The organism is Cellvibrio zantedeschiae, assembly GCF_014652535.1.
In the GTDB taxonomy this organism is placed as follows: domain Bacteria; phylum Pseudomonadota; class Gammaproteobacteria; order Pseudomonadales; family Cellvibrionaceae; genus Cellvibrio; species Cellvibrio zantedeschiae.
This window is the reverse complement of sequence record NZ_BMYZ01000001.1, coordinates 392409-415755: the sequence shown is the minus strand read 5'-3', so window position 1 is coordinate 415755 and position 23347 is coordinate 392409. Positions and strand designations below refer to the sequence as shown.

Sequence of the window (23347 nt, the reverse complement as noted above, 5' to 3'; positions counted from 1 at the left end):
CGCCTTTTTTATTACTCGATAGTGAGTTTACTTCTTAGGCTCTATCACTACATTACCATCAACACCGGCTTTGTTATCACCTTCGCCTTCAACAAGTACGTTAAGTTGGCGACGCCCCTCTCCTGCGGGTAAATCAAGATTTAATTCGCCCGAAGCGAATTTATCTTTTTTGGCAATCATGACGCCGTTTAACCAAATCTCTGCTTTACCGGTGATGCTATAAAAATGAATTTTTCCGTTTCCATTTGCCAGATTTTTACGTGGAGTAAAATGCGTGCGATACAAACGGTATTTACCGTCTTTGATATTGCCCGGCATATTCATCATGGGCGGTTGGCCCCAGCCCCAAGTGTTCATGTCGTTGTCTGCTAAAACTTGCGTTGGATTTAAACGCTCTGCGCTTGCAGGTGACACTCGCCAATCCGTTAAGTAGGTCAAGGGTGCTATAGATTCTGCAACATAAGGAACAGCTGCTACAGCTTTAACGGGAATGCTGACGCGCGCTGTTTTTAAACCGGGAGCGCGTGCAGAAATTTTAATTTCGCCTTTGGATTCCCCTCGCAGTTCTGGAAAGTTAGATTGAACGATAAGTTGCGCAAGACCATTAAAGAGCTTACGCGTTTTACCTTTTTCATCTTCATGCGAATTGGGATCGCCATTGCCGTGGCCGATGGATTTGCCAGCACCGGAAATTTCAAATGTCACCTCAGAATTATCAATAGGTACAGCACGGCCTTTTGCGTCCAGCGCACGAACTGTTATTGGCATTGCATCACGCCCATCACCGGCCAAACTTTTGCGGTCAGGAATTAATTCCAACGCAACCGCTTTGCCGGTGGTTTCTACACTTGCACGCGCTACTTCTTTGTCGCCATTGTAACCAATAGCTTCCAGCTTGCCGGGTTCATAAGCAACCTTAAAAAAGTTCATGCGATAGTTATCAACTTTTTGCTCGCCAAGTTCGCGGCCATTCAATAAGAGTTTTACACGCTCAACATTTGCCATCACCATCACGCGAATTTCTTGCCCTTGTTTTCCTGCCCAATTCCAATGCGGCGCGATGTAAACAAGCGGGCGATCTTTAATCCATTGCACTTGATGAATGTAGTAAGCATCTTTTGCAAAACCGTTTAAATCCATAATGCCGAACACTGAACTGACTGAAGGCCATTCATTAGGTGTTGGCTCGCCGCGGTAATCAAAACCTGTCCATACAAAACCGCCGGCAACATAGGCGCGAGTATCAATGGCTTGCCATGCATCGCGGTGGCTGTTGCCCCAAAGCGCAAAATCATCGTCGTAACTGGCGATAAGGTTTTTGCTTTTGTCCGTGGTGTATTCGCCGCGCGTCATAAACGCAGATGTATCTTCTGAACTGGTAAAAGGCACATCAGGGCGGGCGCTGTGGAATCGATCATAATCAGGCACCTGGTAATTTGCGCCCAACACATCAACCGCGTGCGACACGTTCAAGTCGGTAAAGAATCCTCCGTTCATGGCCGCTGTAACCGGACGAGTATCATCCAAGGCTTTTACCGCAGAGCTCATGCGGCGAACCATCTCGTAGCCCACCTCTGTACCTTGCACAGGCTCTTCATTAAACACAGACCATAAAATAATGCCGGGGTGGTGGCGGTCGCGGCGAACCATCCACTCTAATTGCTTCATGTAATCGGGCGATGGATTGAAGTTGCGGTTTTCGTCCATGACCACAAAGCCCATACGATCTACCAAATCCAGCACTTCAGATGCAGGCGCATTGTGCGAGAAGCGAATGGCATTAACGCCCAGCTCTTTCAAACGACGCAAGCGGTATTCCCAAATTGAATCGGGCACCGCAACACCAACACCAGCGTGATCCTGATGGATACAAACGCCTTGCAACTTCGTGTGTTTATCATTCAGGAAGAATCCCTGTTGCGCATCAAAACGAATGGTGCGGAAACCGGTGTTAAGTGAGGTCTCGTCAATCTTTTTACCTTGCGAAAATACCTGGGTAGTCACGCGGTAGAGATTGGTTTGTTCCAACGACCAAATGGCCGGGTTACTAATTGCAACGGGCAGTTTGACAACTGTAGGCGTGAATATAGGCACACTTACCCCTTGGCGTTGTTTGGCAACTTGTTTGCCAGAGGGATCAAAGACATTGACCTCTACGGTGACATCGGCAGCTACTTTGCCGCTGTTATCCAAAGTTACTTCAACGGGGATTTCCCAATTATTATCACCCGCCGCTTTACGTGGAGCCGCATGCACGCCATCGGTCACCACATGAACCGGGTTGGATTTAACTAACCATGCGTGGCGATAAATACCCGCGCCCTCGTACCACCAGCCTTCCATAGGATTTGCATCGGCTTTGATAGAGATAGTGTTCATGGCATCGCCGTAGCGCAAATAGGGAGTGATATCGACATAGTTGGCGTTGTAGCCAGACCAGTTGTGGCTGACTACATTACCGTTCACCCAGATGGTTGAATGAGTCGCTATAGCGTCAAACTGCAACTCAAAGTGACGGCCACGCTCGCTTTCATCCACGCGCAAATAACGGCGGTACCAGGATGCTCCCCGTGGGCGATAACCTTGGGAAATATTGGCATTAGGATCAAAAGGCCCTTCAACGGCCCAGTCGTGCGGTAAATCCAATTTTCGCCAATCAGAATCGTCATATTCTGTACCCGCTGGCCCAGGCGCATTACCCGCTTTGGCATTACCGTAAGAGGCGCCATGGCCTTTGATTTCCGGCATGGGAATATCACCAAGGTGAAATAACCAACCGCGGTCCAGCGAAAGGCGTTCACGATTTATATCTGGAGCCGCGTTTGCGGTAAGAACAAGCATGCCTACAACAACTGCCGAAAGCTGGGACGCTACCCGCGAAGATAATGTTTTCATAGTTTTAATCTCTCATTATGTTTATCATCTACATGATAAATCATATAAATAAACTCTGCACGGCTTTTACCTTTCCAAACAACAGCTGGCAGACGCCACTTTCTCTTGTGCTAGGCCTCTAAGCTCGCTAGGCTGCCCACCTCTTCCAAATAAAAAGATGCTATGCGCACTAACCAAATTTCTCCGTATCTCGTTTGGCCATTCGTTTTCGTAGGGCAACTATTGGCTACTGCCCTCCTTGCCTGGCATTTACTCGCGCAATTCAGCTTCGCTTATCCTCTGGGGTATCAGTTACTCAAGCTGGATCAGCATATTGCTGAATATGCGCCGCTCAATCGTCACATTCACGGTTTTCAATTCACACAACCGAAAGAGCATTGGGAGTTATTTGCGCAAATTACCCGTGCGGTACAACACAACGGCGAAGGTTTGGCCGATATTTATTTCAAGTTACCTAACAATACGCATATTCCTTTAATGCACACGGCTGAAATTATTCATTTACAGGATGTGAGCCATTTAATTAACGCGTTTTATGTAGCAGGCGGGATAGGTTTATTACTATGGATAATTTTTTTTACGCTTGCCTACGCACAAAAAATGTCATTCCCATCGCCCCGCGATATAGTGTTGGGATTCTGCGGCGGAATATTTTTAATCAGCACATTTATTTTAAGCGTGGGTAGCACCAAGGTATTTTATTGGCTGCACACCAAGGTATTTCCTGAAGGACATCAGTGGTTTTTTTATTATGAAGATTCCCTGATGACTACCTTGATGAAAGCACCGGATATTTTTGCGTTTATTGCTGTACTACTATTGGTGGTGTTGATGCTTATTTGGGGATTATCGACCTTCGGCATGGCGCGATTGTTGAAAAGGAATATTGCTATTGAGCCTAATTCAAAAACGGAAACTAAAAATCACAACAAAAAAGTTAAACGGAAAAGAAATTAACATTAAAGAAAGTAACATTATTTAATCTTAAAAGAGTCACACCTAGCCGAGGATAACGATTATCTATTAATAGAATTTATTTCTTCTGCTGTAAGTAAACGATACTCACCCGCCGCCAAATTTTTATCAAGCACAATTTCCCCCATAGACAACCTATGCAACCCAACCACTTCATTATTGAAAAAACCAAACATGCGTTTGATTTGATGATAACGCCCCTCATAAATAGTAAGCCGCGCGGAATGCGAGGAAAGAATAGTCAGCTCCGCCGGCAAGGTTGTTAAATCTTCAAAACTAAAATAAATCCCTTCGGCAAATACGCGTACATAGTCTGCGCTAATGACGTCTTTTGTCTGCACCAAATAGGTTTTTGGAATTTTTTGCGTAGGTTGCGTAATTTTGCGGGACCACTTGCCGTCGTTGGTTAGCAACAACAAACCCGTGGTATTAAAATCAAGGCGGCCAGCCAAATGCAGATTTTCTTTATCCGGAAAATCAATAAGATCAATAACCGTTTTATTTTTTGTATCACGCGTTGCGCTTACGCATCCTTGGGGTTTGTTGAGCATAAGGTAAACCGCTTCGCGTGCTTGCAATATATTTCCTGCAACCTCCACACGGCAAAACTCACTAATTCTGCCACGCCCCTCTAACACCGCTACACCGTTTAGCAAAACCAGCCGCTGTAAAAATAACTCACGCACTTTTTGCGCCGAATAGGAAAGGCTGCTTTCAATAAAACGATCCAGGCGCATTATGCACGCATCAGTTAAGCACGAGACTTTTTAATAAGATCATAAGCTGCCTGAATCTCCTGAGAGCGTTCAGTAGCGGCTTTGATCATGTCTTCAGGCAAGCCTTGTCCCATTAACTTATCAGGGTGATATTGACTCATGAGTTTGCGATAGGCTTTTTTAATATCCGAATCACTGGCATCTGCACTCACACCCAAAGCTTCATATGCCAAAGCCAATTCATTTGCCCTGTGTGGTTGATTTTGGGCAAATGAATTTTGTGCACCCACCATACGTAAGAGTTGCTCAAACGCGATGCGTGAGAAACCGATGCCCTCGGCAACTTGTTGTAAAATTTCCCGTTCTTTTGCATCAAGATCGCCATCAATCATGGCGAGGTTGATTAAATACACCAATAACATCTGGCTTAAATTGGGGCTGCGCGAACCTAAAGTGCGGTAAGCATTTAAAGCCTCCTGCAAGCTGAACTCTGCGGATGCGCCCTCTTTAAATAAACGAATGGCCTCGCGTTTGTGCTCGGGAGTCAAACCCATTTTATCCATATAGGCTTCAGTGAGTTTTACTTCCATTTCGCTAATATGACCATCGGCTTTAGCAATATGGCCTAATAAATTAAAAACAGTTTTAAAAAATAATGCTTGCGCTTGCTGCAACTGCGCGCCAGAAATACGAGGACTGCGGTTTTTGTCATACAGAAAATAACCCAGCGCAGCACCAAATAGCGCACCAAAAAATTTATGGGTTATAAAAAAACCCAATAAAAATCCAACCACCACTCCAATCATTCAAGCACCCGTTTAAATATTAAATTTAAAAAACCTATTACTAAGGAAATCACCGCATAGTGGCTGACAAACAAACCACAGAAACTAACTAGGACAAATTGCAGGAGCAATTTACACAGCGAAGCTGCCCGTAGGGTAAAACACATGGATGTGTTTTATGAACTACACGACAGCATGGAACAACCTGCTTTAGTGCGTGCCCACTCGGGGCGCTTGGCAAAATAATGTTCATGTTCAGGTTGTTCATCGTAAGGATTTCGTAACAACTGCAAGAGCTGTTGCACCTCGTTGAAGTCCCCCTGTGTTGCTCTATCAATTGCTTGTTGCGCCAGATAATTACGTAAAACGTATTTAGGATTTGTTTTATTCATGCGCGCTTTGCGTTGCTCATGAGTTTCGCCATACACAATATAATCCTGCTGCACTCGCGTTAGATACTTGCGCAACCAAGTTGCCATTGCCGCAGCAGATTCTGCCGAGGGTTCGGCATAATAGGCTAGTTTGATGCCTTCTATAAGCACTTTATCATCAGCATTTGTTAACAGAGGCAAATCCAGGTTTGCCAGCAAGCGATAAAAAATAGTCATATCAGTTTCGGTTAATTCAAACACCTTGTGCAACTCATCGATCAAGCCAACATCTTCCTCTGCAACTGCGCGTAAACCCAGTTTATTAGCCATATCTATTTGCCATTGTTGCGAATAGGCGTGGCGATATTTATTCAAGGCTTCTTGCAAAGGTTCAACAGCGTCAATCAAGGGGTAAATAGCATTGCCCAACTGCGCGAGATTCCACAGCGCAACTTGCGGTTGATTGATATATCTATAACGTCGCCCTTGGGCATCCGTAGTATTGGGGGTCCAATCCGGGTCATAGCCCTCCAGCCAACCGTAGGGACCGTAATCTATAGTTAATCCCAAAATCGACATGTTGTCGGTATTCATTACGCCGTGCACAAAACCTACTCGCATCCAGTGCGCAATCATACTGGCCGTGCGTGTGCAAACCTCTTCAAACCATTGCACATAAGTCTCGCGGGTTATGTCTTCATGCTCGTTCAACAAATGCGGAAAGTCGGTTCGAATTGTAAAATCGGCAATTTTTTTAAGCAGCTCAATATCGTTACGCGCCGAGCAAATTTCAAAATTTCCAAAACGCGTAAAACTTTGCGCAACGCGACACACCACTGCACCCGGCTCAAGCTGTGGATTTCCATCGTAGAACATATCGCGACGCACCTGCTCTCCCGTCAAAACCAAGCTCAACGCGCGTGTAGTAGGAACACCTAAGTGGTGCATGGCCTCGCTGCATAAAAATTCGCGTACCGATGAACGCAAAACTGCAAGCCCATCTGCCGTGCGCGAATAAGGTGTGGGCCCCGCACCTTTTAATTGCAGGGTCCAATGTTCGCCGCGTGAATTTTTAACTTCACCTAAATTAATCGCGCGACCATCACCCAACTGCCCTGCCCAATTGCCAAATTGATGACCGCCGTAACAGCAAGCGTGAGACTGCATACCCGCCAGTAATGCATTGCCAGAAAATACTTGAGTGAAGAAATCTGATGTTAATTGGGAATAATCCAGATCAATTAAATCGGCGGCTTCCCTGGCTGCACACACCAATTGCGGAGCACGAACCTGTGTAGGTTGTACAAAAGAATACGCTGCTCCAGCCACCTGTCGGCGATAATTATCAATAATGGGATCTGCTGGCAGCTCACGCACAAAGCGATTATCAAAAGACAATTGAGCGAGTGATAAATGACTCATGAAATAGCCTGAAGTGTGCAAAAAGCACTTGAAAGATTTACTAAAAAAGCCTGGGATTCTTAAGGATTGGGAGCAACAACACCGGGGCCTATAGGAGGAAACGCCAAAAACTCTGGCAGAGTTTCAGCATGGCTGGATAAGGTTTGTAAGCGCGGATATTCCGCAGCGGGAATAATATCGGGCAGCATACTTTGAATAAATTGCCAGGCTACTGCTGCGGTAATAAAAGGTTGGTTTAAAACAGCCGGAGCTAATTCATATTCACTGGTCGTTAATTTTTGCTCCAAGCCTTCGCATGCTGCTTTTAATTGCAAACTCACTCGGTCGATCCAGGGTTGATGTTGCTTTTCTACTGGCCGCAAATTTTTTTCATATACACATTGCACCGCCTTTTCACAGGCCGCTAAAGCAAAACCAATAATTTGCAAAGCCAACCTGAACTCTTCGCCACTCGCTGGCATTAAACGGCGAGATGCTGGTACGGCTGATTCCGCATAGTGAAGAATAATGGTGGAGTCCATAAGCACCTCACCACTGTCAAATATGAAGGTAGGCGCTTTCACCACCGGATTGATAGCTTGAAATTCCGCAAAATTATTGAATACCGATAAAGCTTGATGATCAAATGAAATTCCCATGGCCCGCAACGAAATTGCAGTTCTACGCACATAAGGTGAATCCAACATTCCAATAAGTTTCATCATCTTTTCCCGGAATTAAAGTTTACTTTATACCCAGCAATTCAATTTTGTATCCGTCTGGATCTTCCACAAACGCGAGAATAGTTTTGCCATGCATCATAGGCCCGGGCTCGCGCACAATCTTTCCGCCCGCTGCACGAATCTTATCGCAAGTTGCGTAAACGTCTTCGCAACCTAATGCAATGTGACCATAGCCCTTGCCAAGGTCATAGGACTCTACACCATAATTATAAGTGAGCTCTATGACCGAGTGGGTTGCTTCATCACCATAACCAACAAACGCTAGCGTAAATTTTCCATCGGGGTAATCATGCTTGCGCAATAATTTCATGCCCAGCACTTGCGTGTAAAACTCAATCGATTTTTCTAAATTTCCCACGCGCAACATGGTGTGTAGCAAACGCATTAACACAATCCCCTTAACCTGATTCTTTTAAAATTTTTGAAATGCACCAATAGTGAGTTGGTACTTATCTATACCTTCTTTAGCAGAGGTTGGCATAGCTATATCAACATGAATAACATTACCGATACGCACTTTGGTAGAACTTAAACGCAAGCCTATGCCCACATCAGACAATAATGGGGATTGAGGTTCATTTGGCAAGCCCCAAGCCTTACCTACATCTACAAATACTACACCACCGACCCGCAATAAGTTGAAGATGTGTAGATCGGAAAAATAACGACGCTCCAGGGTGAACACATAACGCCTGTCACCACGCAAATAATCCGTTGGGTAACCGCGCAACCCGGTGATATCACCTACCGTTAATTCTTTGTATTGAGGAAGGTTTTCGCCCATGCCAAATTCTGCGCGCGCATACCAGCGATTCTTTTCATCAACCAGGTAATGATAGGCAACTGCTGAGGTGAGAATGGTGGGATCCAGATTATCGTATTTGAAATGCTGGCGACCATCCAGTTTGACTTCAAACTCTAGTAAATGCGTGTCGGAAAAATCGATGATGTTGGTGTATTCAGCTTTATAGCGCAGTACATCATCGGGATTGCCAAAGGTTTTACCGGCCAAACCCAAACGAATTTTTACTACCTGCCCTACAGAAACGTCTTCAGGGCGCTGGATTTGGTTGAGGTTTTTAAATACACCGTATTGGTTTTGCAAATACTGATATTCAATCCAAGGATAGACCGCTTTGTCCCGTTCAGGAATGGGTTGTTTGGTATCTTCATCAATGGAAAAACTATCTTCTTCCTGCGTAAATCCCACTAACCAGCGCTGGGTAAATTTTGAATTTATATCTGTCGCCTTACCAAAATAAATTTCGTTATTGATCGATTGATGGCGAAATGCGTTTACTTTTTCACCACGCGACCTGATTTCGTCTACCTGCGCTAAATCTGAAAGTTGCACGCCAGTTGCCCAAGGTGTATCCAAGGCGTAGAACGGGCGAGAGACAGACAATAAGGTACTTTTCCCATCGGATGAATCTTGATAGAGCGCGCGCACTGCGAGCTGACGATTTAAAAAGTAAGGATTGCTAAATTCGTAGCTAATGGTGTTGCGCAAATCATTTTCTTCATAACCAATTTCAAACGCGTTACCTGTACCAAATACGTTGCCATCGCTAATTGCGAATCCGGTTTGGCTATCGCTCGACTTATGGCTAAAACTAACTTGCGGCTCCAGTGCCCAGGCGTCTTGCGTAATAACAACCACATCAACATTATCGCCGCACACTTTTTCTGGCAGCACAAAAGCATTAGTTAAATATTTACGCGTACGCAAATTACGCTCGGTTTCTTCCATCGCCTGGTGATTAATTTTGTCACCCGATTTAAAAAGAAGCTGCGACGCAACAACTTTGGGGCGTGTTTTAATGTGAATTCTATTCAGGAAACGATAGACGCGATTATTTTCATCGGGATTGGTTTCATCGAATACATTCATCTGATGAAAACGAATATTGCGAATGGTTTTACCTTGCAGCGGCTCAAAGACAGCTGCTTCCACGCGAGAGGTTTTATTATGAGCTATATCACGTGGATCTATATTAAAACTTTGGCAGCTTTCTGCGGCGGCAACTTCCGTTGCAGCTTGCTGTGCAAGTGCTCCATTAGACCAAAGACAAATGCTAACGAGCGATACAATGCAACCACAAAGTACCTTATCCATTTGAGTATTCGGCAACCAAGACTGACACAAAAATCGAAACATAAATTCCTTAAATGCTGTTAAACATCTCAGTTAAGTATAGTCCGCCAACCCGGTGAAGAGTGAAGTTTAGTGATGGTGCTCGTGTGACTCACTCGCCTCCGCCGAAGAGGATGTTGAATCCTTATAGTCACCCACTTTTGTTTCGGTATCCGTGCGCTGGCGCTCCAAGGTTGAGGGAGGCGTATCCGCGCCGTGATGCATTGAAGAATGATCGATATGAGGCTGTGTTGATTGATGCTGGGGCGCATGGGAACCGGAGCCCTGTGAACTATGGTGCAGATGTGAATGCCCCAAACTTCCCCATATGGTCCACAGACCAAACAGCATAATGATGATTGCAAGCCCTATACGAATACCACGTTTCTGCAGGATGCGGGCTAGTTGCTGGGCGACTAGACCGGCAGCTAAGACCGCAGGCAAGGTGCCTAACCCGAAAGCAAGCATGGCTCCCGCAGCCAACACAGGCGCAGGCTGCGTCATGGCGGTGGCTAGGGCCGCATAGACCAAGCCGCAAGGTAACCAACCCCAGAGGCCGCCAAGCAGCAACGCCTTGGAAATAGTATTTACTGGCACAAGCCCTTTTCCGAGCGGCTGCAGATAAACCCAAAGATACCGGCCCAGGGTTTCCAGCTTGGTCAACCCACGCCACCAATCGGCCAAATACAAACCCATCGCAATGAGTAAAGCGCCAGCAATTAAACGCAATAGTGTGCCACCACCAAAAGCTGCAAATTGTTCGGCAAAAAAACCGGCCACTAATCCCATAAGGCTATAGCTGAGAATCCGCCCCAGATTATAGGCGATGAGGATCATGCCTCGTTTAGCTTTGGCTTCTGCGGGAACGGCCATGGTCAAGGCGCCCATAATCCCGCCGCACATGCCGATGCAATGGGCGCTGCTCACCAAACCCAGCGTAAACAGTGGAAAAAATATCGCGAGGTCGATCATTTATGTTGCTCTGTTTTCTGTTCCGGCTGATCCTGCTTTAACAATTCTTCAGTTTCAAACACATCCTTTTGAGTTGCGGCCGTTTTGGATTTTTCATTATCAAATAAAATACGATGCGCTTCAGTATCGAGATTGTCGTACTGGCCATTATTGATTGCCCAAAACAAAACCTTTACCGCAATCGCAATAAAGATTAATGCGCAAGGAACAAGAAAGTAGAGGCTTTCCATTTAAGTTACTCGGAAGAAATACAAAAATTAAAACGCATTAACAACTTTTATCGGCTACTTGCTTAAGCGCAACGCATTTAATACCACAATCAGCGAGCTCATAGTCATACCAATAGCCGCAGCCCATGGCGGTACATGTCCCATAGCTGCAAGTGGTAAGGCAACGAGATTGTAACTCAGCGAGAACATTAAATTCTGTTTGATAATCTTGTGCGTGCGCCGCGATATTTCAATTGCCTTGGGCAAAAGAGTCAACTGATTGTTGAGCAATACTGTATCTGCACGGGTTTGCGCCAAATCAGATGCGGATGCCATAGCCACCGAAACATCTGCACCCGCAAGCACAGGAACGTCGTTGATACCATCGCCCACCATCAAAACTTTATCACCGCGCAATTGCGCCATATTGAGTTGTGCTAACTTATCGGCTGGTTTTGCGCCAGCGACAAACTCCTTCATACCCAATTGTTTGGCGAGCTGTGCAACTGCGCCTGATTGATCGCCACTTAATAATTCAACAGCAATTCCCATATCTTGCAATTCGCGGACGGTTTGCGCCGCACTTGGGCGAGCTTCATCTTCCAAACCAAACCAGGCGACTGCTCCCTCTTGATTAGCGAGCAATAACCAAAGTTTATGATCATCAGGTAATACTAAATTTTGTTGCGGCTGCTGAATAATTTCAGCCACAAACTCTGGCGTACCAATACGATAAAGCTCGTTATTGATAACACCTTCTACACCCGCCGCTGTAGTTTGCTTTACCTGAGTTGCACTTGCCCGATTTTTCCAAGCGTGAAAAGCCTGGGCAATTGGATGATTTGAATCAGCTTCAAGTGCAGTCGCAATTGCCAGTGATTGTTCACGGTCTTTACAACCAAGAAGCACGACATCTGTTACGCAAAATTGACCTTGGGTAAGCGTGCCGGTTTTATCAAAAATCACTCGCGTAATTTGCGGCAAGGTTTCAATAACATGACCACGAGCAACCAAAAATCCGCGCTGACGTAAATTCGCAGTAGCTGCGGAAAGCGCAGCAGGCATTGCCAATGCGAGCGCACAAGGGCAAGTGACAACTAATACGGATAGCGTAATCCAGAGCGCGCGGCTCGGATCTTTAAACCACCAGAATAAAAATACTCCAGCACACACAACCAATAAACGGCCAACAAAAAAGCGCGCAATTTTATCGGCCATTACCACTTGTTTTGGCTTTTCATCAGCAGCTTGCACCGCCAGGCGCTCAATAGCCGATATTTGCGTAGCGCTACCGGTTGCCGTTACGCGCACACGCAATACACTTCGACCATTCAAGGTGCCCGCAATAACTTTATCGCCAACTTTTTTTGCAACAGGGATAGATTCGCCCGTGATTAATGCTTCAACAACTTCACTTTCGCCGCTAACAATGATGCCATCGCATGAAAAAGTGTCACCGGCTTTTACCAACACCAAATCATTAACCGCAAGCATTTTGAGTGGAATATTTTCGATGTGCTCTTGCTCACCAACAGATGAAACACAACAGGCCGTAAGCGGCATCAGCTGCGCAAGATTACCGAAGGCCAAACGATTGCGATGGCGTGCGCGCTGTTCTATATAGCGCCCCAATAATAAAAAGAAGGCGAACATGGAAACAGATTCAAAATAAACTTCGCCACTGGATGTGATAGTTGCCCAAGCGCTGGCGAGATAAGCCAACCCAATTGCTAAAGCAACAGGCACATCCATAATCAGGTGTTTGCTTTTAATGCTGCGCCAAGCCGCTTTGAAAAAAGGTGACGCTGAAAAAAATACGACGGGTGTTGCTACCAGCATGCTCAACCAGCGCAAAAAATCCAGCCAGGTATCGGTTGCACCAAAATAAATTCCCACCGCCACCATCATGGCTTGCATCATGCCAAAACCAGCTACGCCTAAACGGAACAGCGCAACACGATTTTCTTTTTTAAAAAATTCCTGTTGCTGATCGTCAGTCGCGGGGCGTGGTTTGTAACCGATTTGAGCGAGCGATTTAAATAATTCGCTCAATGAGGATTTACCAGGCGACCACACCAATGTGCAGCGATGGGTACTTACGTTGACACTTACCGTTTTTACTGCAGGACTTTTCTTAAGATGGGTTTCAATTAACCAACTGCACGCAGCACAGGAAATTCCCTCCAGCAATAAATTGGCTTGGCGAAATTCTGCATCGTAGTCCGTAACAAATTCGCTTTGCACTTCTGGCAAATCATAAATTTTCCAATCAGTACCCAGCGCTTGCAGGTCACTGCGGGCATTAATTTCTGTGCGATAGGTGTAAAAATTTTCCAGGCCGCCATCCACAATCACCGTAGCAACAGCTTGGCATCCCGGGCAGCACATGGCTTCGGGTTTACCATTAATATTTACGAGATAATTACTACCAGAAGCTACAGGCAAGCCACAGTGATAGCAGCGTTGCGCTGCTAGATTACTGTGGTTATTGTGCGCCGGGGATGCGGGCATGGATATAAAATCCGCCAGGAAGATGAGAAATTATTTCGCGGGCAGCGCGCGCGATTGCATGATGGTCTCGTTGGTTTTGGCCACATCTATTTGACCAGTGAGCAACCATTCGGCCTGCTTGCGACGATTAACATCTGCCTCGGGCACAAGTGCAAGATACCAGGAGTATTCTATAGGCTCGCGCAACTCACCGCGGTAATTGCCCGATGAAATTTCGGTTAACAAAATACTTTGGTCTTTATTGGCTTTTGCCGGGTTATCCAAAAACAACAACATTTGTTTTGGGAAACTGTGGTTGCCGGTTAAAGACAAAGCCACCTCACCGGTGACAAGATCAAACTTCACCTGCGCAACCAAATGCAACTCCGCCGCCTTTTCATCTTGCGCCAAAGTCTGGTTAATCATGCGGCCGACTTTGTAGTAGTTATCTGTCACTACATCATCTGAATTTTTAAAGGCGATAGTCACCGTAAGCACACACATTAAAATAATAAAAATGAGCGGCCCGAAAACAAACCAAAACCAAAATTGGCGATACCAGGGCAGTACTTTTTCAGGTGTTTGGTCTGTCATGTCGGTGTCTTCTTCAACAATTAAGTTTGGAATAAGCGCTGCTTATACACGCACTCGATTTTACACACACTATTTGGATGGACCAATAAATGTAGTGCTGCGTGATACAACAACTTCCGGATTTTCACGTGCAACCACTTTGAAGGTAATTGTATTTTTTTCACCCTTTAATTCGCTGCGCTTGGTTACAACGCGCACGGGTAAATTAATAATTTCGCCTTCTGTTACTGGCGGCGCCTTATAACCCTGAATTTCAAATTCATAATTACCGCTCACGCTTACATCATAGACATGCGTTTTACGATCAAGGTTTTCAAGCTTAAGGTTGTAGACGTTGGATACATTACCATCGGTTATACGATACATTTGTGTGCCGCGGTCACGAATAACTTCAACTAGCAATGGCATACGCGTCGCCAGCGAGTAAACAAAGGTGCCAACCATAATCAAAAGTAGGAAGCCATAACCCAGCACGCGCGGACGCATGATTTTGACTTTCTTTTTATCTACCGCACCTTCAGTGGTGAAACTGATTAAGCCCAACGGATAATTCATTTTTTCCATGACGCTATCGCAGGCGTCAATACACAAACCGCAATCAATACACTCTGCCTGCAGGCCTTCGCGAATATCAATATTGACCGGGCAAACCTGCACACACCAGGAACAATCAATACAATCACCCAAGCCTTGGGCTTTGTAATCTTCAGTCATTTTGCGCGGGCCACGTTTTTCACCGCGCTCTTTGTTGTACCAAACGGCGAGCGTATCCTGATCGTACATCACCGCCTGGAAGCGAGCGTAAGGACACATGTATTTACACACTTGCTCACGCATAAAACCTGCGTTGCCGTAGGTCGCGCCGGTAAAAAACAGAATCCAGAAAACCGCCGTAATATCCAACTCGAAGGTAAACATACCTGCAACCAAATCGCGAATTGGAGTGAAATAGCCAACAAACGTCAGTGCCGTTACGAGTGAAATTGCAATCCAGATTCCATGCTTGGCAGCCTTACGGAAAAACTTTTCAGCGCTCCATTTTTGTGAATCGAGTTTGATGCGTTTATTGCGATCGCCTTCGCACAAAAATTCTGCCCACATAAACATTTGTGTCCAAATGGTCTGCGGACAAGTAAATCCACACCACACCCGCCCCACCATTACGGTCACGGTAAATAACAAGAAGGCTGAAATTATCAGCAGCCACGCGAGGTAGACACCGTCTTGCGGTGAAAAGGTCACCCATAAAATATTGAATTGGCGTGCGGGTAAATCAAACAGCATGGCTGGGCGGCCATCTATTACCAACCAGGGCATTAGCAAAAATCCCAACATCAAGGGTGCACTTACATAGCGGCGAAGACGTTGGAAAAAGCCGGTAATACGGCGGTTGTAAACTTTCTCTTCGCTTTCGTAAAGGTTGATGTAGCGAATTTCAGTAGCAGATATTTCTTTAACAGGTACTTCCTTGGACGCCTCAGGTTGCTTGGACTTTTCGTTCACAGAACGTACCTCAGACATGCGCGTGGATTGGAACTACAGAATTTAGGCAGGGATAAGATGGGGCGGTAAGAGCGCAGATCAAGCCTGCGCTCTTTTTATTTTGAACGTTTTTCAGCCACTGATTATTTAGCGTCATCCAACGACAAACTATAAACATAAGCAGCCAACAAATGGATACGTTCAGCTTTCAAGGTTTGGGCATGAGTAGGCATAACACCGCCACGACCATTACGTACTGTTTGACGCAACACTGCAGGTAATTCTTCTGGAGTTGCGGCACCGTATAACCAAACATCGTCAGTCAGGTTTGGAGCACCTACTTGTTGATTACCTTTTCCATCAGCGCCGTGACAAGCGGCACAGTTGGTAGAGAATACAGTTTCACCCAAAGCCGCTTTGGCTTCATCGTGTTCTTTACCTGCGCGCTTAAGTACAAACTCAACAACGTTGCTTACGTTAGCTTCACCAATGATTGGACCCCAGGCAGGCATAAGCGCCTGGCGACCCAAGGTAATGGTCTCTTTAATGCGCTCTGGAGAACCACCGTATAACCAGTCTTTATCAGTCAGGTTAGGGAAACCAAAGAAGCCGCCCGCATCCGAACCATGGCAAACAGCACAGTTATTCAAAAACAAACGTGAACCCATTTTCATGGCTTCCGGGTTCTTGGCTAACTGATCGATTGGAGTTTTTGCAAACTCACCGAAAGTTGAATCATATGTTGCCTGGGCTTTGGTTTGCTCGCCCTCCAATTGATTGTGCGATGTCCAACCCAGCATACCTTTCCACAAACCCAAGCCAGGGTACGCAACCAAATAACCGGCAGTGAAGATAAAGGTTGCCAGAAACAAACCAAACCACCATTTCGGCAGCGGGTTGTCGTATTCCTCAATTCCATCGTAAACGTGGCCAGTTGTCTTGGCTTCGCCAGTATCGTTTTCATTAGCGACTACCGCGCGTCTGCGGTTTGCCATCAAAATCCAGAACAACAACACGAGGTTGGTCAGCGTCAGGACAACTATCCAACAGCTCCAAAATGTACTCATAATCAATTCCGCCCTTCTTTATCATCAGGCTGATCTTCATCAACCTGCTTTTCTTTAGCCTGCTTATCTTTAGTCTCGTCGGCAAAAGGTAACTTTGCGTCTTCTTCAAAGCGCTTTTTCAGCTTGGGCGAAAACGCCCAGAAGCAAACACCGAAGAAGGCAATAGTGACCAATACCGTAGAAATTGCGCCTAAAGTGCCTATATCCATTACTTAACGCTTCTCTGTTAAGAGGGTGCCAAGCTGTTGCAAGTAAGCAACCAGGGCATCCATTTCAGTTACGCCTTTAACAGCTTGCTGAGCGCCAGCAATATCTGCATCGGTATAAGGAACACCTACAGAGCGCAATGCAGCCATCTTGTCGCCAGTGTGTTTGCCATCCAATAGGTTATCGTTTAACCATGGGAAAGCCGGCATGATGGACTCAGGAACAACACTGCGTGGGTTGTACAAGTGAGCTTTCTGCCAGTCGTCGGAATAACGCTTACCTACACGCGCCAAATCTGGACCGGTACGCTTGGAGCCCCACAAGAATGGATGCTCATAAACCGATTCACCCGCTACCGAGTAGTGACCATAGCGCTCGATTTCCGCACGCAATGGACGAACCATTTGAGTGTGGCAAACGTGGCAACCTTCGCGGATATAGATATCACGACCTTCCAACACAACCGCTGGTAATGGCTTCAAGCCTTCGATAGGAGTAGTCGTTTCTTTCAAGAAAAACTGTGGAACGATTTCAACCAAACCACCAAAACTGATTGCGATGACCGCGAGGATCGTCATCAAACCAATGTTTTGTTCAACAATATCATGACCTTTCATTTCGTATTTTCCCCTTAAACGGCCTGAGCTTGAGCAGGAATAGCTGCTGGCGCGCCTGCTGTTTTAGCAGTGCGGTAAGTGTTGTATGCCATCAGCAACATACCGGCCAGGAAGAATGCTCCACCGATCACACGAACCAAATAACCTGCATGGCTCGCCGTTACAGACTCAATAAAGGTGTAGGTCAAGGTGCCGTCTTTGTTGAAAGCGCGCCACATCAAACCTTGCATAATGCCGTTTACCCACATTGCACATACATAAAGCACTGTGCCGATAGTGGCCAACCAGAAGTGAACGTTAACCCACTTAACACTGTACATTTCGGTGCGCTTATAAAGGATTGGCAACATGTGGTAGAGCGCGCCTATAGAAATCATCGCAACCCAACCAAGAGCACCAGAGTGAACGTGTCCTACAGTCCAGTCAGTGTTGTGCGACAAAGCGTTTACGGTTTTGATGGCCATCATAGGGCCTTCAAAAGTAGACATACCGTAGAAAGACAGGGCCACTACAAGGAAACGCAAGGTCGGGTCTGTGCGCAATTTATGCCATGCGCCAGACAAAGTCATAATACCGTTGATCATACCGCCCCAGCTTGGAGCCAACAGGATCAGGGACATCACCATACCCAAAGATTGGGTCCAGTCTGGCAATGCTGAGTAGTGCAAGTGGTGTGAACCTGCCCAAATGTACAAAGAAATCAGCGCCCAGAAGTGAACAATAGACAATTGATAGGAGTAAACAGGACGACCCGCTTGCTTGGGAACGAAGTAGTACATCATGCCCAGGAAGCCCGCAGTGAGGAAGAAACCTACCGCGTTATGGCCATACCACCACTGCACCATGGCATCGGCAGCACCGGCATAAGCAGAGTAAGACTTGAACATGGAAACAGGCACAGAAGCTGAGTTAACAATGTGCAACACGGCTACGGTTACGATAAAACCACCGTAGAACCAGTTAGCTACATAAATGTGCGAGGTACGGCGCTTAACAATGGTTCCGAAGAACACAATCGCGTAGCTGATCCACACCAATGCCAGCAGAATATCGATTGGCCACTCAAGCTCGGCATATTCTTTTGCCTGGGTCATACCCTGCGGCAAGGTAATAGCAGCGAGCACAATAACCGCTTGCCAGCCCCAAAAGGTAAACGGCACCAGCCAGCCACCAAACAATTTGGTCTGGCAGGTACGCTGTACAACATAATAAGAAGTCGCGAAAAGAGCACAACCACCAAAGGCGAAGATCACCGCGTTAGTGTGCAAAGGACGTAAACGTCCAAAATGCGTGTAGGGTTGCAACAAATCGTTCAGACCTGGCCATACCAGCTCCGACGCGATAAACACCCCCATACCCATGCCAAATATGCCCCAAACCACGGTCATAATGGCGAATTTACGCACTACATCGAAGTCGTAAACTGGTGGATCACCAGCTACAGTCGCATGACTACCCATAGGACATTCCCACTATTAATAAAAACAAAAAAATGATTAATGAAAAACGAGTCTTGCGGCCTGATAGCGCTGGCGGACTATTAATTAGCTTCGCCATTCTCTACCAAGGATGAAGTCTTGCCTTTGATATTTATCAAATCTGACAGCATCCCAAGCCACATTGCCCTAACTGCTGAATGAATCAAACCAGTGTAGGGCACAAAATAACTTTTTGCGTATAACCGGGGCGGTAACTTTCTTGTTACACACCTGTTTTCGGGGCACGTCCTTTATTAGCAGCAATGCGCATGCGCAATGCGTTTAATTTGATAAAGCCTTCAGCATCTTTCTGATTGTATGCACCTGCATCGTCTTCGAAGGTCGCAACCTTCTCATCGAACAAGCTGTCATTGGAGCGGCGGCCTACTACGTGAACAGCACCCTTATAAAGCTTGACACGAACATCACCATTTACGTGCACTTGCGATGCATCGATCATGGTTTGCATCATTTGACGCTCAGGGCTCCACCAGTAGCCGTTGTAGATCATTTCCGCATATTTGGGCATCAAGCTATCTTTCAAGTGAGCCACTTCGCGGTCGAGGGTAATTGATTCAATCGCACGGTGCGCACGTAGCATTATGGTGCCACCGGGGGTTTCATAGCAGCCGCGAGACTTCATACCCACGTAGCGGTTTTCCACGATATCCAAACGACCAACACCGTTCTCGCCGCCCACTTTATTCAAATAGGTCAAGACTTCAGCGGGTGACATGCGCTTGCCATCAATAGCAACAACGTCGCCTTTTTCGTAAGTCAGCTCAAGGTAAGTAGCCTTGTCTGGAGCGACTTCCGGGGCCACAGTCCAGCGCCACATATCATCCTCAGCTTCAGTCCATGGGTTTTCCAGAACCTTGCCTTCATAAGAAATGTGCAGCAGGTTGGCATCCATAGAGTAAGGAGATTTTTTCTTCTTTGAATAATCCACCGGAATATTATGCTGCTCGCAGTAAGCCATCAGGGTTTCACGGGAAGTTAAATCCCACTCACGCCATGGAGCAATCACTTTAATACCTGGTTTCAACGCGTAAGCGCCCAGCTCGAAACGCACCTGGTCATTACCTTTACCGGTAGCACCGTGGGAAATAGCATCAGCGCCCACTTCGTTGGCAATTTCAATCAAACGCTTGGCAATTAAAGGACGCGCAATAGAAGTACCGAGTAAATACTCGCCTTCATAAATGGTGTTAGCGCGGAACATAGGAAACACGAAATCGCGAACAAACTCTTCACGCAAATCGTCGATATAAATTTGTTTTACACCCAGAGCTTGGGCTTTAGCGCGAGCGGGTTCTACCTCTTCACCCTGGCCGATGTCTGCCGTGAAAGTGATCACTTCACAGTTGTAGTTCTCTTGCAACCACTTGACGATTACTGAAGTATCCAGGCCGCCGGAATAAGCGAGGACTACTTTTTTGATGCTAGACATAGGATGCTCCGCTGGTAGAAATCTGGGTCACTGTCCATCGCATTTGGCGCAATTTAGGCTGCGTGGCAGTTGGGCGCGCGATTGTACTCGCTGGAGCGAAAAATTCCCACACCCAGATCAGGGTTTAGGCAGATTTATTATCTCTAAAAAAACTTTTTAGCCTTGCTGCCCGAATTGCAGTGCCAACTCCTAAATATGCTCTTGAAGCCCTGCTCATAGTGAGATTAATGTTATTTGTCGTTGAGAATTAATCGCATTTATTTGGCAACGTTAGCGGCGTTTGTGGCTTCTGAAAATCAATATCTGCAATCCGAACTAGCACACGCCACTCTCGTGGCGAACATGATCCAGCGCAACCAACCACTTACAAACTATGCGCATAACTCAGCAAATCATTAAGAATGGCTTTCTGTGCAGCGCTGGTAGTTTCCAATTCCAGCAACTCCGCCACCCGGCGATCCAGCTCATCAATCAACATACTGTTTCCCATGCTGGCATCGCGGTAGCGCGAGTGACAAAACTCCCGCCATGCCTGCTGTTCGGCCGGGTTTAGTGTGTGGGGGAAATTGCGGGCGCGGTAGCGGAACAACAGAACCGGTAAGCGAGCATCTTTAAAATCGAAATGCCGGGTTGCCAGCTGCTCCGGTGTACTTCGGCGCACCTGCAACATGAGTTTTTTATCGGCATCGTCAAAGAAGCCGTCGTACAACATTTGCTCGGGATCGGTTCGCTCTATATAGCCAATCTCGCTATAAAGCTCGTAGAGTTTTTCCTGTAATAGCTCACGCTCGTGGAGCGATAAATTACGTAACTGCTGCCAATGCTGCTCCAACACAACCCGATCAATCCCCAACCGCAGTGCGGTTGCTTCGTCCAGCATGCTCGGCGGTAAAACCATGGGCGATTTGTTGAGGTGGATTTCCTTTAAGGCAATCCGCTCTACCCCCTGCGGCAAATCTTCGGTACGGGTGAACAAGCGCTGGCGAAGTTCATCTGCAGGTAAATTGAGCAAATCGCGGGGATTAAACGCGAGGTTATAAGCAATCACTGAATTCTTGTTAGTAGGATGAATCGCTAAGGGCAACACCAGCGCCGCGTTGCCATTTTCAGCGGGGAAACGCGATGAGATATGCAGTAAAGGCTTGTGTCCGGCGATATCAATCATGCTGTTGACAAAACGTTTGTCGCGCAGGCGATAGGCGTAATCGAAGAGTTTTGGCTGGCGGCTTTTGATCAATTTGGCCATGGCGATAGTGGCATAGACATCCGACAAGGCATCGTGCGCGGCTTCATGGTTCAAATGATTGGCTGCTGTGAGCATTTCCAGCTTGAAACAAGGGCGCCCATCTTCGTAGTTGGGCCATTTAATACCTTCCGGTCGTAAGGCACGCGTCATGCGCACCACATCAATAATATCCCAACGCGAATTGCCGTTGCGCCATTCGCGCTCATAGGGGTCGTAGAAGTTGCGATAGAGCATGTAGCGCGTAACTTCATCGTCAAAACGAATGGTGTTGTAGCCCACGCCGCATGTACCGGGGCGACTGAGTTCAGCATGAATTTGCGCGGCAAACTGGTGCTCCGGTAAACCTTTTGCCAGGGCCACTTGCGGGGTTAACCCGGTGATCAGGCAGGCCTCCGGCTTGGGTAAAGAATCGGGGGATGGCTGGCAATAAATCATTAGCGGTTCGCCAATGATGTTGAGATTTTCGTCGGTACGGATACCCGCGAATTGCGACGGCTTATCCTGCGCCGGCACTTCGCCCCAGGTTTCGTAATCGTGCCAATAAAGGGTGTTTTGCGTTTCCGGGGCACTATCTTTGCTCATTATTATTCCTTACTTCGCCTGCAGATCAATCTGGATAGACACGCAATTTAACACTTGAAATGCAGTTTCCAATATACTGCGCGCTGTTTTTCCAGACTTTATTTCAGACTTAATCCCGCTCCAACCTTTATTGATGAGACCAGACCATGAGTGATCTAGAAAGCCTTTTTGCCAAAAACCAAAAATGGGCAAACGACATCAAAGAGAAAGACCCGGAATTTTTTTCCACCCTGGCCAAACAACAAGCCCCCGAATATTTATGGATTGGCTGCTCTGACAGCCGTGTACCGGCCAACCAAATCGTGGATTTGGCTCCCGGCGAATTATTTGTTCACCGCAACGTCGCCAACATTGTGATTCACACCGACCTCAACTGTTTGACCGTACTCAATTACGCGGTGGAATTTTTGAAGGTAAAACACGTGATGGTGACCGGTCACTACGGTTGTGGTGGCGTAAAAGCAGCCATGGAAAACAACAAATTAGGTTTGATTGATTATTGGTTGCGCAATATTCGCGATGTTTACTATGCACATCAGCCCGAGTTGGATGCAATTAAAGACGAAACACTGCGTTTGCGTCGCCTGTGCGAACTCAACGTTTTGCAACAAGTAGATAACGTAGCACGCTGCAATATAGTGCAAAACGCATGGGCTCGCGGTCAGGAATTAAGTATTCACGGTTGGGCCTACGATATTCACGACGGAATCTTGCATAAACTGCGCGAACCTATCGACGGTATCCACCAAATTCCAGAGCAATATCGCCTCTACTAAAACTGCTTTTCCTCCCGCTGGTTTGCAAGGATGCAAATCAGCAACGCCGCATAAAACCTGATCTATACTTCTGCCATACACTTTGCAAATATGCCAAGTCCTTGATGCGTGGTGCCTATAAAAACAACGCCGCTGCATTCCAAACCATAATGACTCA

General features: G+C 46.6%; 20 protein-coding genes. 2 read left to right on the top strand and 18 right to left on the bottom strand.

Annotated elements, in window-relative coordinates; all coding sequences use genetic code 11:
* Positions 1 to 27: 27 nt before the first annotated feature.
* Positions 28 to 2895, bottom strand: a complete 2868-nt coding sequence (galA, locus tag IE104_RS01870) for a beta-galactosidase GalA (RefSeq protein ID WP_229837572.1) — start codon at positions 2893 to 2895, stop codon at positions 28 to 30.
* A gap of 222 nt (positions 2896 to 3117) precedes the next feature.
* Here galA and IE104_RS01865 point away from each other — a divergent pair, with 222 nt between their 5' ends.
* A complete protein-coding gene (locus tag IE104_RS01865; protein WP_229837571.1) occupies positions 3118 to 3852 on the top strand; it encodes a lipoprotein intramolecular transacylase Lit in 735 nt (244 codons plus the stop codon).
* A 59-nt stretch (positions 3853 to 3911) separates the two neighbouring features.
* Here the strand turns inward: IE104_RS01865 and IE104_RS01860 are convergent, their stop codons facing one another.
* The 17 genes from IE104_RS01860 to sbcB form a co-directional block, all read right to left on the bottom strand.
* The gene (locus IE104_RS01860) at positions 3912 to 4607 is read right to left on the bottom strand and encodes a 16S rRNA pseudouridine(516) synthase (RefSeq protein WP_189415544.1); all 696 of its coding nucleotides are present in this window, start codon (positions 4605 to 4607) and stop codon (positions 3912 to 3914) included.
* Between the two features lie 14 nt (positions 4608 to 4621).
* Positions 4622 to 5392: a co-chaperone DjlA gene (gene djlA / locus IE104_RS01855; protein WP_189415542.1), complete on the bottom strand. Its 771-nt coding sequence runs from the start codon at positions 5390 to 5392 to the stop codon at positions 4622 to 4624.
* 155 nt (positions 5393 to 5547) lie between these two features.
* Positions 5548 to 7164, bottom strand: a complete 1617-nt coding sequence (locus IE104_RS01850; protein ID WP_189415534.1) for a protein adenylyltransferase SelO — start codon at positions 7162 to 7164, stop codon at positions 5548 to 5550.
* Positions 7165 to 7223: 59 nt separating this feature from the next.
* Positions 7224 to 7868: a glutathione S-transferase gene (locus IE104_RS01845; RefSeq protein WP_229837570.1), complete on the bottom strand. Its 645-nt coding sequence runs from the start codon at positions 7866 to 7868 to the stop codon at positions 7224 to 7226.
* Between the two features lie 19 nt (positions 7869 to 7887).
* Complete coding sequence (gene gloA / locus IE104_RS01840) at positions 7888 to 8271, bottom strand: lactoylglutathione lyase (RefSeq protein ID WP_189415532.1); 384 nt, start codon at positions 8269 to 8271, stop codon at positions 7888 to 7890.
* Between the two features lie 27 nt (positions 8272 to 8298).
* On the bottom strand, positions 8299 to 10044 hold the full coding sequence (locus tag IE104_RS01835) for a BamA/TamA family outer membrane protein (protein WP_189415530.1): 1746 nt from the start codon (positions 10042 to 10044) through the stop codon (positions 8299 to 8301).
* Between the two features lie 66 nt (positions 10045 to 10110).
* Positions 10111 to 10992, bottom strand: a complete 882-nt coding sequence (locus IE104_RS01830; protein ID WP_189415528.1) for a sulfite exporter TauE/SafE family protein — start codon at positions 10990 to 10992, stop codon at positions 10111 to 10113.
* Positions 10989 to 11222, bottom strand: a complete 234-nt coding sequence (gene ccoS, locus IE104_RS01825) for a cbb3-type cytochrome oxidase assembly protein CcoS (RefSeq protein WP_189415525.1) — start codon at positions 11220 to 11222, stop codon at positions 10989 to 10991. Before ccoS ends, IE104_RS01830 begins: the two co-directional genes overlap by 4 nt.
* Positions 11223 to 11276: 54 nt before the next feature.
* The gene (locus tag IE104_RS01820) at positions 11277 to 13712 is read right to left on the bottom strand and encodes a heavy metal translocating P-type ATPase (RefSeq protein ID WP_189415522.1); all 2436 of its coding nucleotides are present in this window, start codon (positions 13710 to 13712) and stop codon (positions 11277 to 11279) included.
* Positions 13713 to 13742: 30 nt separating this feature from the next.
* Positions 13743 to 14285, bottom strand: coding sequence for a FixH family protein (locus IE104_RS01815; RefSeq protein ID WP_189415520.1), 543 nt, complete (start codon positions 14283 to 14285; stop codon positions 13743 to 13745).
* Positions 14286 to 14354: 69 nt separating this feature from the next.
* Positions 14355 to 15734, bottom strand: coding sequence for a cytochrome c oxidase accessory protein CcoG (gene ccoG, locus IE104_RS01810; RefSeq protein WP_373298480.1), 1380 nt, complete (start codon positions 15732 to 15734; stop codon positions 14355 to 14357).
* Between the two features lie 176 nt (positions 15735 to 15910).
* Entirely contained in the window at positions 15911 to 16834 is a 924-nt protein-coding gene (ccoP, locus tag IE104_RS01805; protein ID WP_189415515.1) for a cytochrome-c oxidase, cbb3-type subunit III, read from the bottom strand.
* 2 nt (positions 16835 to 16836) lie between these two features.
* On the bottom strand, positions 16837 to 17043 hold the full coding sequence (locus IE104_RS01800) for a cbb3-type cytochrome oxidase subunit 3 (RefSeq protein ID WP_189415512.1): 207 nt from the start codon (positions 17041 to 17043) through the stop codon (positions 16837 to 16839).
* 3 nt (positions 17044 to 17046) lie between these two features.
* Positions 17047 to 17658: a cytochrome-c oxidase, cbb3-type subunit II gene (gene ccoO / locus IE104_RS01795; RefSeq protein WP_189415510.1), complete on the bottom strand. Its 612-nt coding sequence runs from the start codon at positions 17656 to 17658 to the stop codon at positions 17047 to 17049.
* A gap of 14 nt (positions 17659 to 17672) precedes the next feature.
* A complete protein-coding gene (gene ccoN / locus IE104_RS01790; protein WP_189415508.1) occupies positions 17673 to 19118 on the bottom strand; it encodes a cytochrome-c oxidase, cbb3-type subunit I in 1446 nt (481 codons plus the stop codon).
* Positions 19119 to 19359: 241 nt separating this feature from the next.
* Positions 19360 to 20586 carry an argininosuccinate synthase gene (locus IE104_RS01785; protein ID WP_189415506.1) on the bottom strand — a complete coding sequence of 409 codons (1227 nt, stop codon included), beginning with the start codon at positions 20584 to 20586 and terminating at the stop codon, positions 19360 to 19362.
* A gap of 364 nt (positions 20587 to 20950) precedes the next feature.
* Positions 20951 to 22414 (bottom strand): exodeoxyribonuclease I, encoded by a 1464-nt coding sequence (sbcB, locus tag IE104_RS01780; RefSeq protein WP_189415504.1) that lies wholly within the window; start codon positions 22412 to 22414, stop codon positions 20951 to 20953.
* A 146-nt stretch (positions 22415 to 22560) separates the two neighbouring features.
* On the opposite strand from sbcB, the gene can reads away from it, so the two are divergent.
* Positions 22561 to 23190, top strand: a complete 630-nt coding sequence (gene can, locus IE104_RS01775) for a carbonate dehydratase (RefSeq protein WP_189415502.1) — start codon at positions 22561 to 22563, stop codon at positions 23188 to 23190.
* The last annotated feature ends 157 nt before the right edge of the window (positions 23191 to 23347 follow it).